Source organism: Lysobacter sp. HA35, assembly GCF_054061195.1.
In genome coordinates, this window is record NZ_JBSSDY010000001.1 from 347528 (window position 1) to 362481 (window position 14954).

Below are 14954 nucleotides of genomic sequence, written 5' to 3' on the forward strand. Positions count from 1 at the left end.
ATGGCGCGTGACCTCGCCTGGGCGCTGGCCAACAGCGACGTCATCCACGATCGCGACACGCTCGAACAGGCCATCGCGCGCATGGCGCAACCGATCGCGCGCGACTTCGCCGGCAGCGTGCCGGTCTACCTCACGGTGATGCACGGCGGCCTGCCGTTCGCGGGGCGGCTTGCAATGGAAGTCGGCGCGCTCGGCGTCGACTTCGAGTTCGACTACCTACACGCCACGCGCTATCGCGGCGCGACGAGCGGTGGTGATCTCACGTGGAAGCATCGTCCCGCGACGCCGCTTTCCGGTCGTCGCGTTCTGCTTGCCGATGACATCCTCGACGAAGGCCACACGCTGCGCGCGATCGTGCAGTGGTGCCGCGAGGAAGGCGCGGTCGACATCCGCATCGCTGCGCTCGCGGTGAAGCGCCACGACCGCTGCGTCGAAGGCGTGCGCGCGGACTACTTCGGCGTCGACGTGCCGGACCGTTACGTCTTTGGCTACGGCATGGATTTCCAGGAGCAGGGCCGCAACCTGCCGGCGATCCACGCGCTGACCGACGAGGCGCTGAAAGCGCTCTGACGCCGCACCGCTTCGCATCACGACTTCGCACGGACACGACATGAGCGACATCGCACTCGCCGTCATCGGCGGCACCGGGCTGTATCGACTCGCCGAACTGCACGACGTCGAATCGCACGAGCCCGACACGCGCTTCGGTCGCGCCTCCGGCCCGGTGCGCGTCGGCACAATGGCGGGGCATCGCGTCGCGTTCCTCGCCCGCCACGGCGAAGGTCATTCGGTACCGCCGCACCTCGTCAACTACCGCGCGAACCTTGCGGCGCTGCAGGCGCTCGGCGCAAAGCGCGTGCTCGCGCTCAACACGGTAGGCGGCATTACCGACCGCTTCGGCCCGCGCGTGCTGGCCTGTCCCGATCAGGTCATCGACTACACCTGGGGTCGCGTCTCGACGATCTGCGAAGAACCGGGAACCGAAGTGCTGCACGTCGACTTTGGCGAGCCGTACACGCCGTCGCTGCGCAACGCGGTGCTTGCCGCCGCGCAGGACGCGGGCGTTCCACTCGTCGACGGCGGGTGCTACGGCGCGACGCAGGGCCCGCGCTTGGAAACGCGTGCGGAGATCGCGCGCATGCGGCGCGACGGCTGCGACCTCGTCGGCATGACCGGCATGCCCGAAGCCGGGCTCGCGCGCGAAATGGAACTCGACTACGCGTGTCTGGCGATCATCGCGAACTGGGCGGCGGGTGCAGGCCCGCAGGTCGATGAAGTGATCACGCTGCAGGACGTGCTCGACAACGTCGCCGCGGCGTCGGCGCATCTGCCTGCGCTGCTCGGCGCGTTGCTCGACCGCACGTCAGGCGATACCCGCTAGGACGATTGTCAACCGGCTGCGGCGTTTGCATACTCGGCCGCGCGGCTGCGACCCATACGGGCCACCGCGGCGCGCCTACGCTCACAGCATGAGGTCATCAAGGATATGCAGTACGGCACCGTGAAATGGTTCAACGATGCGAAGGGATTCGGTTTCATTTCGCCCGAAGACGGAACTGCGGATGTGTTCGTGCACTACTCGGCGATCAGCTCCAAGGGTTTTCGTAGTCTCAAGGAAGGGCAGCGCGTGTCTTACGAGGTCAGTCAGGGCCCGAAGGGCATGCAGGCATCGGGCGTCGTTCCGGCCTGACGGTTTGCTGCGTACCGTTTCCCGAGGCCCCGCTCCGGCGGGGCCTTTTTATTGCCCCCGCGATGTGGTTCGTCGCGCGGATCTCTTCACTCACGCGGCGCTGCGGTGCCCGGGTATATCGACATCGTGAACCCTCGCGCTATTCAGGGCAGTCCACCTTCGCGTATGTCCAACGCCACCGCCACGTCGACGTTCGGTGCACGCGACGCCGCGTGGGCGGCGGCGACCGTGGTTGGCGCCGTGGTGCTGTCGTACGCCGCGGTGGCACTGAGCTGGATCCACGCGACGCAGGTGCCGGCGATCCGCCTCGCGGGTGCGTGGCTGGTCGGCATGCTGCTGCTGCGCCGTGCACCGCCGAGGCTGGCCGCTACGGTGCTGCTCGCCTGCGCGGTCGTGCTCGGCGCGCTGGTGTTCGTGTTTGTGCCGTCCGCACGCGTGCCGGTGGTGCTCGCACACAGCATGCTGCGGGTCGCCGAGGCCGCCGTCGCCTACGTGTTGCTCGTGCGGGCCGGTTGCGACCCGCGTGGCCTGCGCCGCGTATCGGACCTCGCGTGGCTGGCCGGCATCGCGGTGGTCGCGGTGCCCGCGGCAACCGGCTTGGTGGCGACGTTGATCCCCGGTGCGCAGGCGGATGCGTGGTCGATCTGGCGCGACTGGGCACTCGGCGGCGCGTTCGGAATGCTGACGTTGCTGCCGGCAGTGCTCGCGTCGACGCCGGACGAGTGGCGACGCTTCCGCCAGCCGCGTTCGCTCGCGCTGTTCGCACTGCTGGCGGCGCTATCGATCGCGGGCGCGGCAGCGGCGTCGCTGTGGTTGCGGCAGCCCTTGATCGTGCTGCTGCTGCCATTGCTCGTCGCAGGCCTGCGCCTCGGCATCCTCGGTACCGCGCTGCTCGACCTCGTCGCGATCCTCGCGCTACTCGCGGTGCATCGCTGGCTGCCCGGCGCGCACGAAGGTGCGCTGGCCGGGCTCGGCTTCACCGAACTTGCGGCGTCGGCGGCATTCGGCCTCTTCGCGCCGTTGCTGGTCGCCGTGCAGACCGAACGCCGGCGCGCCACGGCACGCGAGCTGCGCGAGACGGCACATCAGCTGCGTGTGTTGCACGACCACGTGCCCGCAGCGATCGGCCTCATCGACGCCGAGGGCCGCTACCAGCTGATCAATCGCCGCTACGCCGAATTCCTCGGCCGCGAACCCGCCGCCATGCTCGGGCGCACGCAGCGTGAGGTGCTGGGTGATGCGTACGCCGAGAGCGTCGATGCGCCCGTCAGTCGCGCGCTGGCCGGTGAGCGCGCCACGTTCGAGACGCACGTCCTCGGCCGCGACCTCGAAATCCACTATGTCCCCAATTTCACCGACGACGGCCGCGAAGGCTTCTTCGTGCTCGCGATCGACGTGAGTGCGCGTGTCAAGGCCGAGCACGCACTGCACGAGGAAAAGGAGCGAATCCGGGTCACGCTGGATTCGATCGGCGACGCCGTCGTCGCCTGCGATACGCAGCTGCGCATCACGTTGCTCAATCCTGTGGCGGAAGAGCTGACCGGGTGGGCGGAAGGCGACGCCCTCGGCCGTTCGATTGACGAGGTGATTCGCCTCGTTGATGACGACAGCGGCAGCGAAGTCGCATCACCGATGCGCACCGCGCTGTCCGACGATCGCATCGTATCGTCGCAGTTCGATCGCGCGCTGCTGCGGCGCGATGGCGAGCGCTTCGCGGTGGAGGACTCCGCCGCGCCGATCCACGACAGCGATGGGCGCGTCATTGGCGGCGTCATGGTCATCCACGACATCAGCGAAACGCGCGCGATGGCGCTGCGCATGACGCACCAGGCGCAGCACGACCATCTCACCGACCTGCCGAATCGTGTGTTGCTGCAGGATCGCTTGGAGCACGCCGTCGCCGCGATTCCGCACGGCGGACGCGGTGCGCTGATGTTCGTCGACCTCGACCATTTCAAGACGATCAACGATTCGCTCGGCCACCAAGTGGGCGACGTCGTGCTGCAGGAAGTCGCCAAGCGCCTGCAGTCGACCGTGCGACCCGAGGACACGGTGAGTCGACAGGGCGGCGATGAATTCGTCGTGCTGCTCGAACGCCTTCCCGATCCGGAGGGCGCGGCGCGCATCGCCGAACGCATGATCGAGGTGATGCGTCGGCCGATCGAAGTAGAAGGAAATCGACTGCATGTGTCGCTGAGCATCGGTATCGCGCTGTATCCGCAGGACGCCACCGATCGGCGCGGCCTGATGCGCCATGCCGACGCGGCGCTATATCACGCCAAGCACGCCGGCCGCGCGCGGCACAGCTTCTTCGCGCGCAGCATGAGCGAGCGCGTCGAGCGTCGTTTGCGCATGGAACACGACCTGCGCGACGCGCTCGCCCATGGCGGGCTGTTCCTCGTTTACCAGCCCAAAGTGCGGCGCCCCGACGGCACGATCATCGGCATGGAAGCGCTGGTGCGCTGGCGCCGCACGGACGGCACGCTCATCCCGCCGATGGAGTTCATCCCGATCGCCGAAGAGAGCAGCCTGGTCACCGAAGTCGACCGCTGGGTGATGCGCGAAGCGTGTCGACAGGCGCAGACCTGGCGCGCTGCGGGGCAGCTGCCGGGGCCGGTGTCGGTCAACGTATCGCTTGCGCGCTTCGACGCGGACCGCCTGCTTGCAACCGTCGCCGATGCATTGCGCGACACGCAGCTTCCGGGCGAACTGCTCGAAGTCGAGTTCACCGAAAGCCAGATGTTCGCCGACCGCGAGCGTGCCGAGCGACTCATCACCGGGCTGCACGCGCTCGGCGTGCGCATCGCCATCGACGATTTCGGCACCGGTTATTCAAGCCTCGGCTACCTCGCCAACCATCGCTTCGACACGATCAAGATCGATCGGTCGTTCGTGAGCGGACTGCCGGGCGACGCGAAGCAGGGCGCGGTGGTGCAGGCGATCATCGCGATGGCCAACGCGCTGGAAGCCCACGTCGTGGCCGAGGGCGTCGAGACGCTGGCGCAAGCGTCGATGCTCGATGCGCACGGTTGCCGCGACGTGCAGGGCTATCTCTACAGTCGTCCGCTGGAAGTTCTGGACTTCGAGACGTTGCTCGCGCTCGGCATCCTGCCCGCCGCGGATGCGGCGTGACGTACGTCAGTCGATGAACTGAAGGCGCGCGAGTTCCGCGTAGAGCCCGCCCTGCGCCATGAGGTCGGCGTGCGTGCCTTCCGCGACGATGCGACCGCCATCCATCACCACAATGCGATCGGCCTTCAGGACGGTGGCGAGGCGATGCGCGACGACCAGCGTCGTGCGGCCGTCCATCAATTCGTCGAGCGCGGCCTGTACCGCAGCCTCGCTCTGCGCGTCGAGCGCGCTCGTGGCTTCGTCGAGCAGCAGGATCGGCGCGTCGCGTAGTACGGCGCGTGCGATCGCGATGCGTTGCTGCTGTCCGCCCGACAGGCGCGCGCCGCGTTCGCCGACCGTGGCGTCGAGGCCCTGCGGCAGTGCGCGCACGAAGTCCGCCGCGTGCGCGGTCTTGAGCGCGCGTTCGATCGCGGCGTCGTCGGCATCAAGCCGACCGTAGCGCACGTTCTCACGCACGCTGGTCGCGAACAGGGTCGGATGCTGTGCGACCAGTGCGATCGCGGCGCGCAGGCCCGCCGGGTCGACGCTGTCGATCGGCACGCCGTCGATGCGGATCGCGCCGGCAGTAACGTCATGGAAGCGCATCAGCAACGAGAACACGGTGCTCTTGCCGGCGCCCGACGGACCGACCAGCGCGACGGTTTCGCCGGGTCGCACGCGAAGGCTGAAATCGCGCAACACCTCGCGACCCAATTCGGCCGGATACGCGAAACCGACATGATCGAATTCGATGTCACCCGTGACCGGCGCGGGAAGTGCGCGCGGCGATGCGGGAACGGTAACCGTCGGTGTTTCTTCCAGCAGTTCGGCAATGCGACCCATGCCGCCGGTCGCGCGCTGCAACTCGTTCCACACTTCCGCGAGCGCGCCGACCGAGCCGCCGCCGACCACCGCGTACAGCAGGAACTGCAGCAACGTCCCGGCCGTCATGCGATGCGCGAGCACGTCGTGCGCGCCGAGCCACAGCACGGTGACGATCGCGCCGAACACCAGCGTGATCGCGACCGCGGTGACCAGCGACTGCGCGCCGATGCGCTTGCGAGCGACACCAACCGCAGCGGTCACGGCGTCGACGAATCGTTGGCGCTCGTACGGCTCGCGCGCATGCGCACGCACCGTCGCGACGGCGCCCAGCGTTTCCGCGGCGATAGAGTTGGCGTCCGCCACGCGGTCCTGGCTGGTGCGCGCGATCTTTCGCAGGCGTCGTGCGCCGATCACGATTGGTGCGACCGCGAGCGGAATGCCGATCAATGCATACGACGCCAGCCGCGGGCTGGTCGCGAACAGCATCACCAGGCTGCCGACCACCGTGACCGCGCTGCGGAGCGCGATCGACATCGTCGAAGCGACGAGGCTGCGCAGCAGTTCGGTGTCGGCGCTCAGGCGCGAGACCAGCTCGCCGGATCGCGTGCGGTCGTGGAATGCGGCGTCGAGACTCAGCAGATGCGTGTAGAGACGATCGCGCAGATCCGCGACCACGCGCTCGCCCAGCAGCGACACGAAGTAGAAGCGCGCGGCGGTGAACAGCGCGAGCAGCAGCACCACGCCGCCCAATGGCAGGAACGCGACGTTGATCGAATGCGCCGTGCCGTTCGCGAAGCCGTGGTCGATGACGCGACGGAAGGCGACGGGCAGCGCGAGCGTGGCGGTCGACGAAATGCCGAGCGCGACCAGCCAGCTCACGAACAGCGAACGATGGCGCTGCACGAAGGGCCACAGCGCGCGCAGGCCGGCGAAGCGCGAAACGGGGGCGGCGCCGGCGGGGGCGTCAGGCATCGGAAGGATTTTCCAGCAGGCGGACCCGATCCCGGGTGGCGTCGCGCAGGTGCGCTTTCAAGGTGTCCGCGCGGTCGGCGGGCAGGCGGATCGCGAGTTCGACGCCGTCGCCATCGAAGCTTTCGTCGATGCGTTCGACACCCGCGGCCGCCAGCACCGAGTGTACGGCGCCGGTGTCGGCGAACGCGAAGCGCAGCCGAAGCATGGTGTTTTCGACGAGTTCGACCTTCTCGGCGAGACGCAGGCATTCAGCCGCGCAGCCGCCGTACGCGCGCACCAGGCCGCCTGCGCCGAGCTTGATGCCGCCGTACCAGCGCGTCACCACGGCCACCACGCCGTCGACCTTCTGCCCGCCGATCGCGGCGAGGATCGGTCGGCCTGCGGTGCCCGACGGTTCGCCATCGTCACTCGAGCGGTAGTCCTGACCGATGCGGTACGCCCAGCAGTTATGCGTGGCCGCGTCGTCGCGAACCTCTGCGAGGAAGGCGAGCGCGGCGGCGGGCGACGTCACCGGCGCCGCGTGCGCGATGAACCGGCTGTGCTTGACCTCGAGCGTGGCCGACGCGGGGCCGGCGAGCGTCAGCATCGACGCGTCACGGCGACCAGGGATCGTCGTCGCGCAGCAGCGGACGCAGGTCGGCGGGCACGGCGACGCGCGGGTGCGCGATGACGAAGCGGGCGAGGCTGGCGCGCGCACCGGCGACGTCGCCGGCGTCGCGGCGAGCGCGGATACGGGTCAGCCAATCGCGCGTCGGAAGACGCGCGTCCGTGGAGACGTCGGGAAGCGGGGCGGCGACGGCTTCGCGTCGTGCCCGCGAGGCTACAGCGGCGGCCTGCGGCATGACGCCCGCATCGGCTTCGGGTTTGGCGGACGTCGCGGAGAACGCACGGGCGTTTTGCGCCGGTGGTGGTGCAGGAGGCGGCGGAGGCGGCATCGCCTCGTCGACGAAATCGTGCACCGATGGATGCGCGGCGGCCTTGCGCGCCGGGGCGGGTGCATTCGCGACACGGGGTGCGCCACCGCCCGCAACCGGCGACGCCTTGCGCGCGGCCGCAGCGGGTGCGGCCTGCGCAGGCGCGTTGCCGACCGCCGCCACCGGTGCTTCGCGACGCGGCACGCTTTCGACCTGCACGACCGTTTCGGACTCGGCACCGGCGCCGTTTGCGTCACCGGCGTGTTCGGCATGCGTCACCAGCGGCGGCGGCAGCTCGAACATCGGACGCAGCTGCCAAGCGAGGCCGACCGCTGCGACCAGCACCGCGGCGGCGCCGACCGCGCTCGGCCAGCGACGCGTGCGTCGCATCGTCGTGGAGACGACCCGCGCCGGCGTCGCCGCACGCGCGGCCGCGAGGATGCTCGCGTCCAGCGCGGCCGACGGCCCCGACGCGGCGTCGAGCCGGGCCAGGCGCGCGGCAAGCTCGCGTTCCTCGGCGGACAGCGCGTCGTGGTCGGGCTCGGGCGGGCGGGCAGTCATGTCGAGAGTCTCGTGCGCAGCTTGTCCATCGCGTATCGAAGGCGCGACTTCACGGTCTCGCGGCCGGCACCGGTGATCTCCCCGATCTCCTCGAGGGTGAGCTCCTGCTCGAGCCTGAGCAGCACGACCTCGCGCTGTTCGGGCGGCAGCTCGTCCAGCGCCATGCGGAGGCGACGGCGCTGCTCGAAATCACTCAACGTCCGTTCGGGCGATTCGGGGTCCGCCAGCGCCTCGATCCGGGCTTCGGCATCGGCCGGCGCGGCGGGGCGGTGCTTGGCCGCGCGCCAGTGATCACCGAGCCGATTGTGGGCGATCCGGTAGAGCCACGTGCTGAATGCCGCGTCCGGACGCCAGCTCTCGCGGGCCGCGATGACCCGCTGCCAGACGTCCTGGAAGATCTCGTCGGTGGTGGCCGCATCGCGCAGCTGGCGCAGCACGAACCCGTAGAGCGGGCCCTTGTGTCGGCCGTAGAGCTCCTCGAACGCGCGCACGTCGCCGGCGCACCAGGCGCGCATCAGCTCGTCGTCGGTGGCTGCAGGCGCGCCATTCATCGGCGGCAGCGTACGGGGGCGGCCGGTTGCGGTACAGCCCGGCGTGCGGCCGCCCCTTTGGGCAAGGCCCTTCAAAGCGCGCTGCGATCACGTATTCTCGTCCGGGCCCGCCCCGCGGGCGGGAACCGGCAGCCGGCTGAAAGGTCGACCCGGAGCGTGGGTCGGGCGCAGGCCCGGCATGGCGACAGGGGGAGTCGGCGTTGCGGAAACCCGATCCAACGGACAATGGGATGCGTCGCGCCCGACGGCGTGAGCTCGTTGCTGCGTTGGAAGCGGGATTGCCGAACGACGCAGCGGTTGCGGCCGGTTGGCGCGAGCGCGAAGGCGTCACCGTCTACACGTCCGACGATGCCGACGACACGCTCGCCGAGGTCGTCCGCAATTCACTTCTTGGTGCGACGCCGATCGACGTCGCCGACGGCTGCGTGATCGAACGCTGGCCGTTGCCTGGCGGTCGTCATGGCGCCGTCGCCGCGCGCGTACACGGCGGACTGGATGCCGACGTGCGCATGACCTGGTCGGAGATGTCGCGCGCATTGATCGCCGCGTATCTCGATGCCGACCGCGTGCAACGTCGTGCGGACTCCCTGGAAAAATCCGAACGTCTGCAGCAGGCGCTGTACGAGATCGCCGACCTCGCGGGCTCCGGGCTCGAACTGTCCGCGATGCTGCGGATGATCCACCACGTGATCGGCGGCCTGATGTACGCCGCGAATTTCTACATCGTGCTGTACGACGACGCGCTCGACACCGTGCGCTTCGTGTATTTCGCCGATGAGCGCGACGACTACGTCGCCGAACCCGATCGCGAAATTCCCGCGTCGGAAATGCCGAACAGCCTGACGCTCGCGCTGCTGCGCCGTGGCGAGCCGGTGCGGGGCGCGTCCGATGCGGTGCGCGACCAGCTCGGCGTCGTGCGCGACCCGACGCACGGCCCCGACAGCGAAGACTGGCTCGGTGTGCCGATGCGTCGCGACGATCGCGTCTGTGGCGCGATCGTTGTGCAGAGCTACGACCGCGCCGGTGTGTATGGCGAGGAAGAACGCGCACTGCTCGCCTTCGTCGCGCAGCACATCCTGACCGCGCTCGAACGTCATCTCGCGCGGCAGGATCTCGAGCATCGGGTCCGCGAGCGCACGCATGCGCTGGAGCGGCTCAATAACGACATGCAGGCGGAGATCGAGGAACGCCAGCGCGCCGAACAGTTGCAGAGCGCGCTGTTCCGCATCGCCGAGCTGTCGATGAGCGCGCCGTCGCTCGACGATTTCTATCGCGAAGTGCATGCGATCGTCGGCGAGCTGCTGTACGCGCGCAATTTCTACATCGCGATGATTTCCGAGGATGGCGAGCGCCTCGAGTTCCCGTATTCGATCGACGAACGCGACGGCCGCCGCGTCGCGCGTCCGCTCGGCTTCGGCCTCACTGAATACGTACTGACGCGCCGCAAGCCGTTGCTGGTCGAACGCGCGGACATCGAAACGCTGACGCACGAAGGCGAACTGATCAGCCGCGGCGCACTAGCCTGCTGCTGGCTCGGCGTGCCGCTATGGCGGGACGACCAGGTGGTCGGCGTGATCGCGGTGCAAAGTTATTCGCACACCATCACGTTCAGTCGTCGCGATCAGGAACTGCTGACGTTCGTCGCGCACCACATCGGCATCGGCCTGGAGCGCAAGCGCTCGCAGGACGCGCTGATGCATGCGCACACCGAACTCGAAGAACGCGTCGAAGCACGTACTCGTGAGCTCGCGCGCGCAAACCGCGAACTCGTGTCGCAGATCGGCGAGCGCCTGCGCGCGGAACAGCGGCTCACCCACCAGGCGCGGCACGATTCGCTCACCGGCCTGCCGAACCGCACGCATCTTGTCGACGCGCTGAGCGAATCGATCGAGCTCACGCACGCGCATCCGCATTCGGTGTTCGCGGTGCTCTACCTCGACCTCGACCGCTTCAAGCTGGTCAACGACAGCGCCGGCCATTCCGCGGGCGATGAATTGCTGATGGAAGCGGCGCGGCGCATCGCGGCCTGCGTGCGTCCGGGCGATGTTGTCGCACGCTTGGGCGGTGACGAATTCGCGGTGCTCGTGCACCAGCTCGACAGCGTGGCCAGCGTCGAGCGTCTGGCAAGCCGCATCCTCGAAACGCTGGGCCAGCCGTGGTGGGTCGCGGGTCGCGAAGTCTTCCCGTCGGCCAGCATCGGCATCGCGCTCTGGCATCAGCGCTATCGCAGCGGCAGCGAACTGCTGCGCGACGCCGACGCGGCGATGTATCGCGCCAAGGCGGCCGGCCGCGGACGCTGGGCGACGTTCGACGAAGCCATGCGCGAGGAAGCGATGCGCATCCTCGACCTCGAAGCCGACCTGCGCCGCGCGATCAATGGCGACGGTTTCGTTGCGTTCTACCAGCCGATCGTCCGGCTCTCCGATCGCAGCATCATCGGCCACGAAGCGCTGCTGCGCTGGAGTCATTCGAGCAGTGGCCTGTTGACGCCGGCTTCGTTCATCGGCGTCGGCGAGAACAGCTCGCTGATCGAGGAAGTCGACTGGCTGGTATACGCGCAGGTCGCCGACCGCATCGCACACACCGAGGGCGGCTACATCTCGGTCAACGTGTCACCGCGCCACTTCCGTGACAGCGCGTTTGCGGACAGGCTTCTGCGAATGATGGACAAGGCGAAGGCGGACCCGCGCCGGCTGCGCATCGAGATCACCGAGGTCGCGTTGCTCGACGAAGCGCCGCGTGTGATGAACATGCTCAACCATCTGCGCGGACACGGCGTGCTTGCGCAGCTCGACGACTTCGGTACGGGCTTCTCCGCGCTGTCGTACCTGCACCGTTTCCCGATCGAGTGCCTGAAGATCGACCAGAGCTTCATCGCCGGCCTCGGCAGCGAGACGCGCGTGGAAAGCGAAGCGGTGGTGCGTGCAATCCAGGCGCTTGCGGGATCGCTTGGCATCCACACGGTGGCGGAAGGCATCGAGAACCTGCACCAGCAGCGCGTCGTGCGCGAGCTGGGCTGCACGCTCGGCCAAGGCTATCTTTACGGCCGGCCGTTGCCGGAACTCGTGCACGAGATCGACGCGGTCGCCAGCCTCGTCGGCTGATCGCCGACGCGCATCACTGCGTCGGCGGATCCTTGATCACGAGCAGCCGCACTTCGGTCATTTCTTCGATGGTCGAGCGCACGCCTTCGCGGCCGATGCCGGAATCCTTGACGCCGCCGTAGGGCATGTTGTCGACGCGTACGCTCGGCACGTCCCCGACGACCACGCCGCCGACCTCGAGTCGATCCCAGGCCTTCATCGCGTGATCGACCCTCGCGGTGAACATGCCGCACTGCAGACCGTAGTGCGAGTCGTTGGCGCGATCGAGTGCGGCGTCGAACGTGTCGACGGTTTCCACGACCGCAACCGGGCCGAACGCTTCCTCGCGATACAGCTTCGCGTCATGCGCGACGTCGGCGAGCAGCCACGGCGCGAGCATCGTGCCGTCGCGACGACCTTCCGTGAGCACACGTGCACCGCTCGCGCGAGCCGCATCGACCCACTCGGTTAGGCGCTGCGCCGATGCGTCGTCGATGACGGGACCGATGTCGGTGGACTCGTCGTGCGGATCGCCGCAACGCAGCGCGCGCACTGCGTCGGCAAGCGCTGTCGACAGGCGTTCGACGATGGCGCGGTGCGCAATGATCCGCTGCACGCTGATGCAGCTCTGTCCGCTCTGGTAATACGCGCCGAACACGAGGCGCTTGATCAGGTGGTCGAACGGAACGCCGGGGTCTTCGTCGACGATGCAGGCCGCATTACCGCCTAGCTCCAGCGCGACCTTCTTGCGACCTGCGCGGGCACGCAGGTCCCAGCCGATCGGGCCGCCGGTGAAGCTCAGGAATGCGATGCGCGGATCGTCGACCAGCGGCGCGGACGTGGCGGTGTCGCAGACGAGGACAGACCAGGCTTCGCGCGGCAGATCGGTTTCCGCGAGTATTTCGCCCATCACGCGTGCGCCAAGCGGCGTACGTTCCGACGGCTTGAGCACGAACGGGCAGCCCGCAGCGATCGCGGGCGCCACCTTGTGCGCGACAAGGTTGAGAGGAAAGTTGAACGGCGTGATCAGGCTGCACGCGCCGATCGGAACGCGTCGCGTCATGCCGCGGAAGCCGCGTGCGCGCGGCGACACCTGCATCTCCAGCACATCGCCACCGATGCGCGTGGCTTCGCCAGCGGCGATGCGGAACGTGTCGATCAGTCGGTCGACCTCGCCGCGCGAATCGCGGATCGGCTTGCCGGCTTCGGTGCAGAGCAGATCGGCGAGTTCGTCGCGACGCTCGGTGAACCGCTGCACGCAATGCTCCAGCACGTCGCGACGTGCGTCCGGCGGGAACGCCGCCATCGAGCCTCGCGCGCCGTGTGCGGCGGCAATCGCCTGCTCGACGTGCGCGGCGCCTGCACGTGCCACCTGCGCGGCGACCTTGCCGCTGTACTTGTCGGTGACGTCCAGCCAGTCGCCCGTGCTGACGGGCTGGCCGGCGATGTAGATCGGGAGGCGCGGAGCAGACATGGCGGCACCGGTCGGTCGCGAAGCGCCGATGATGCGCCTGTCGTTGTTGGATGGCGTCAAGCCGCGGACGTCATTTCGGAGCCGTGCGCGATTCCACGCGGAGGCCGAGTTCGCCGTCGCGCACGCGCGCGGTAATCGCTTCGCCGTTCGACACATCGGCAACGTGGCGGACGATGGTCCCATCCGTTCGTCGAAGGATGCTGTAACCGCGCGCGACCGTCGCCAGCGGGCTCACCGCCTCCAATGAGCGTGCAATACCGCGCAGGCGCATCGCCTCGTGCGAAAGGCGACGTGCGATCGCGACCTGCGGCCGATTCGCGACCGCGGCCATGCGTTCGCGCAACCGCGTAAGGCGGCGCTCCGGATGCCGCGCCCGCAGGATCGCATCGGCATGGCGCAACCGCGCATGTTCGCGCTCGAGTCGGCGCTTCCACGCGACGTCGAGGCGACGAAACGCTTCGGCCTGTCGACGACACAGCATCTGCACGTAGGCCTGCGGTCGCAGCGAATTGAGCTTCAGCGCCGCGCGATCGGTGCGCTGCATCGCGTCGCGCAGCGTCTGCGCCTGTCGCGCGTGCAGGCGACGCTGCAATGTGTCGACGCGACGCGCAACGTCGTCGCGATTCGGGACGAGCAATTCCGCGGCGACCGATGGCGTCGGCGCGCGTCGGTCGGACGCGAACTCGGCCAGGCAGAAATCCGTTTCATGTCCGACCGCGCAGATCACCGGCACCGGGCTCGCAGCCACGGCGCGCGCGACGATCTCCTCGTTGAACGACCACAGGTCTTCGAGCGAACCGCCGCCGCGCGTCAGCATCAGCACGTCGTAGCGGCCGCTCGCGCCCGCACGCTGCAGCATCTCGACGATCTGCGGCGCAGAGCCCGTGCCCTGCACCTGCACCGGAAGCACGTCGACCTCGACCAGCGGAAAGCGTCGCGCGAGCACGCTCAGCACGTCGCGGATCGCCGCGCCGCTGGGCGAGGTCACCACGCCGATGCGCGCCGGGAAGGCGGGCAGGGGACGCTTGCGGTCGGGGTCGAACAGGCCTTCGGCGGCAAGCCGCGCCTTCATCTCGTCGAACGCGCGACGCAGCGCGCCTTCGCCGGCTTCCTCCATGTGGTCGAGCACCAGCTGGTACTCGCCGCGCGCTTCGTACAGCGTCAGCCGGCCGCGGCCGAGGACATGCAGGCCCTCGCGCGGCTGGAACTTCAGCCACGAGCTCTTGGGCTTGAACATCGCGCAGCGGATCTGCGCGCGCGCATCCTTGATCGTGAAGTAGAGATGCCCGGACGCCGGCTTCGACACGTTGCCCAGCTCGCCTTCGATCCACACGGAGCCGAACGTCGTCTCCAGCATGTCGCGCGCCAGCGTGTTGAGCTGGCTGGGGGTGAAGACGTCGCGCGGGGCCGGGGCCGCGTCGTCGGCCGGGGCGTCACGCCACATCCGGCTCTCCCGGCTGCCAGTCGATCTGCAGCGGCTGCTCGGCGCGCGCCATGCGCTGCAGGTGCTCGGCGACGACCTCCTGTATCCGCGCGAGCCGTTCCGCGTCCTCCGCCTCGACCCGCACGTCCAGCTGCCCGTCGCGGGCGTTCAGGGTCGCGGTGGTCGACGCATCGAACGGGACGCGGCCGTGCGTTTCGTCGAATTCGACCGCGAACTTGTGGCTCCAGTGGATGCAGAGCCGCTTGATCAGGCGGCTGGCTTCCTCGGTGGCGATTCGGGCGTGGGCGGCGGGCATGGGGCACCTGATGCGAGCCGCAAGGATAGGTCGG

The 14954-nt window shown here is 68.8% G+C and carries 12 protein-coding genes; 5 read left to right on the forward strand and 7 right to left on the reverse strand.

Features of this window, described 5'->3' with window-relative positions:
• From ACVWZN_RS01880 to ACVWZN_RS01895, 4 genes are all read left to right on the forward strand, one after another.
• Positions 1-570: a hypoxanthine-guanine phosphoribosyltransferase gene (locus ACVWZN_RS01880; protein ID WP_456952370.1), complete on the forward strand. Its 570-nt coding sequence runs from the start codon at positions 1-3 to the stop codon at positions 568-570.
• A 40-nt stretch (positions 571-610) separates the two neighbouring features.
• Positions 611-1381 carry an S-methyl-5'-thioinosine phosphorylase gene (locus ACVWZN_RS01885; protein ID WP_456952371.1) on the forward strand — a complete coding sequence of 257 codons (771 nt, stop codon included), beginning with the start codon at positions 611-613 and terminating at the stop codon, positions 1379-1381.
• 105 nt (positions 1382-1486) lie between these two features.
• Complete coding sequence (locus tag ACVWZN_RS01890; RefSeq protein ID WP_027082641.1) at positions 1487-1690, forward strand: cold-shock protein; 204 nt, start codon at positions 1487-1489, stop codon at positions 1688-1690.
• Between the two features lie 165 nt (positions 1691-1855).
• Entirely contained in the window at positions 1856-4822 is a 2967-nt protein-coding gene (locus tag ACVWZN_RS01895; protein ID WP_456952372.1) for an EAL domain-containing protein, read from the forward strand.
• Positions 4823-4828: 6 nt separating this feature from the next.
• On the opposite strand, the gene ACVWZN_RS01900 is transcribed toward ACVWZN_RS01895, so the two are convergent.
• Genes ACVWZN_RS01900 through ACVWZN_RS01915 form a run of 4 tightly spaced genes read right to left on the reverse strand, consistent with a single transcriptional unit; the run spans position 4829 to position 8624 of the window.
• Complete coding sequence (locus ACVWZN_RS01900) at positions 4829-6598, reverse strand: ABC transporter transmembrane domain-containing protein (protein ID WP_456952373.1); 1770 nt, start codon at positions 6596-6598, stop codon at positions 4829-4831.
• On the reverse strand, positions 6591-7184 hold the full coding sequence (locus ACVWZN_RS01905) for an IMPACT family protein (protein ID WP_456952374.1): 594 nt from the start codon (positions 7182-7184) through the stop codon (positions 6591-6593). Before ACVWZN_RS01905 ends, ACVWZN_RS01900 begins: the two co-directional genes overlap by 8 nt.
• 7 nt (positions 7185-7191) lie before the next feature.
• Positions 7192-8073, reverse strand: a complete 882-nt coding sequence (locus ACVWZN_RS01910; RefSeq protein WP_456952375.1) for a hypothetical protein — start codon at positions 8071-8073, stop codon at positions 7192-7194.
• Positions 8070-8624 carry an RNA polymerase sigma factor gene (locus tag ACVWZN_RS01915; protein WP_456952376.1) on the reverse strand — a complete coding sequence of 185 codons (555 nt, stop codon included), beginning with the start codon at positions 8622-8624 and terminating at the stop codon, positions 8070-8072. The genes ACVWZN_RS01910 and ACVWZN_RS01915 overlap by 4 nt, the downstream gene beginning before the upstream one ends.
• A gap of 230 nt (positions 8625-8854) precedes the next feature.
• On the opposite strand from ACVWZN_RS01915, the gene ACVWZN_RS01920 reads away from it, so the two are divergent.
• Entirely contained in the window at positions 8855-11728 is a 2874-nt protein-coding gene (locus ACVWZN_RS01920) for an EAL domain-containing protein (RefSeq protein WP_456952377.1), read from the forward strand.
• 13 nt (positions 11729-11741) lie between these two features.
• Here ACVWZN_RS01920 and ACVWZN_RS01925 read toward each other — a convergent pair whose 3' ends face one another.
• From ACVWZN_RS01925 to ACVWZN_RS01935, 3 genes are all read right to left on the reverse strand, one after another.
• On the reverse strand, positions 11742-13181 hold the full coding sequence (locus ACVWZN_RS01925) for an aldehyde dehydrogenase family protein (RefSeq protein WP_456952378.1): 1440 nt from the start codon (positions 13179-13181) through the stop codon (positions 11742-11744).
• A gap of 70 nt (positions 13182-13251) precedes the next feature.
• Positions 13252-14625, reverse strand: coding sequence for an exodeoxyribonuclease VII large subunit (xseA, locus tag ACVWZN_RS01930; RefSeq protein ID WP_456952379.1), 1374 nt, complete (start codon positions 14623-14625; stop codon positions 13252-13254).
• Positions 14615-14920, reverse strand: a complete 306-nt coding sequence (locus ACVWZN_RS01935; protein ID WP_456952380.1) for a DUF2218 domain-containing protein — start codon at positions 14918-14920, stop codon at positions 14615-14617. The genes xseA and ACVWZN_RS01935 overlap by 11 nt, the downstream gene beginning before the upstream one ends.
• Positions 14921-14954: the final 34 nt, after the last annotated feature.

Excerpts from the sequence above, each read along its gene's own strand:
- ACVWZN_RS01880 (WP_456952370.1), top strand. The coding sequence starts at position 1 with ATGGCGCGTGACCTCGCCTGGGCGCTGGCCAACAGCGACGTCATCCAC.
- ACVWZN_RS01885 (WP_456952371.1), top strand. The coding sequence starts at position 611 with ATGAGCGACATCGCACTCGCCGTCATCGGCGGCACCGGGCTGTATCGA.
- ACVWZN_RS01890 (WP_027082641.1), top strand. The coding sequence starts at position 1,487 with ATGCAGTACGGCACCGTGAAATGGTTCAACGATGCGAAGGGATTCGGT.
- ACVWZN_RS01895 (WP_456952372.1), top strand. The coding sequence starts at position 1,856 with ATGTCCAACGCCACCGCCACGTCGACGTTCGGTGCACGCGACGCCGCG.
- ACVWZN_RS01900 (WP_456952373.1), bottom strand. The coding sequence starts at position 6,598 with ATGCCTGACGCCCCCGCCGGCGCCGCCCCCGTTTCGCGCTTCGCCGGC.
- ACVWZN_RS01905 (WP_456952374.1), bottom strand. The coding sequence starts at position 7,184 with ATGCTGACGCTCGCCGGCCCCGCGTCGGCCACGCTCGAGGTCAAGCAC.
- ACVWZN_RS01910 (WP_456952375.1), bottom strand. The coding sequence starts at position 8,073 with ATGACTGCCCGCCCGCCCGAGCCCGACCACGACGCGCTGTCCGCCGAG.
- ACVWZN_RS01915 (WP_456952376.1), bottom strand. The coding sequence starts at position 8,624 with ATGAATGGCGCGCCTGCAGCCACCGACGACGAGCTGATGCGCGCCTGG.
- ACVWZN_RS01920 (WP_456952377.1), top strand. The coding sequence starts at position 8,855 with ATGCGTCGCGCCCGACGGCGTGAGCTCGTTGCTGCGTTGGAAGCGGGA.
- ACVWZN_RS01925 (WP_456952378.1), bottom strand. The coding sequence starts at position 13,181 with ATGTCTGCTCCGCGCCTCCCGATCTACATCGCCGGCCAGCCCGTCAGC.
- xseA (WP_456952379.1), bottom strand. The coding sequence starts at position 14,625 with ATGTGGCGTGACGCCCCGGCCGACGACGCGGCCCCGGCCCCGCGCGAC.
- ACVWZN_RS01935 (WP_456952380.1), bottom strand. The coding sequence starts at position 14,920 with ATGCCCGCCGCCCACGCCCGAATCGCCACCGAGGAAGCCAGCCGCCTG.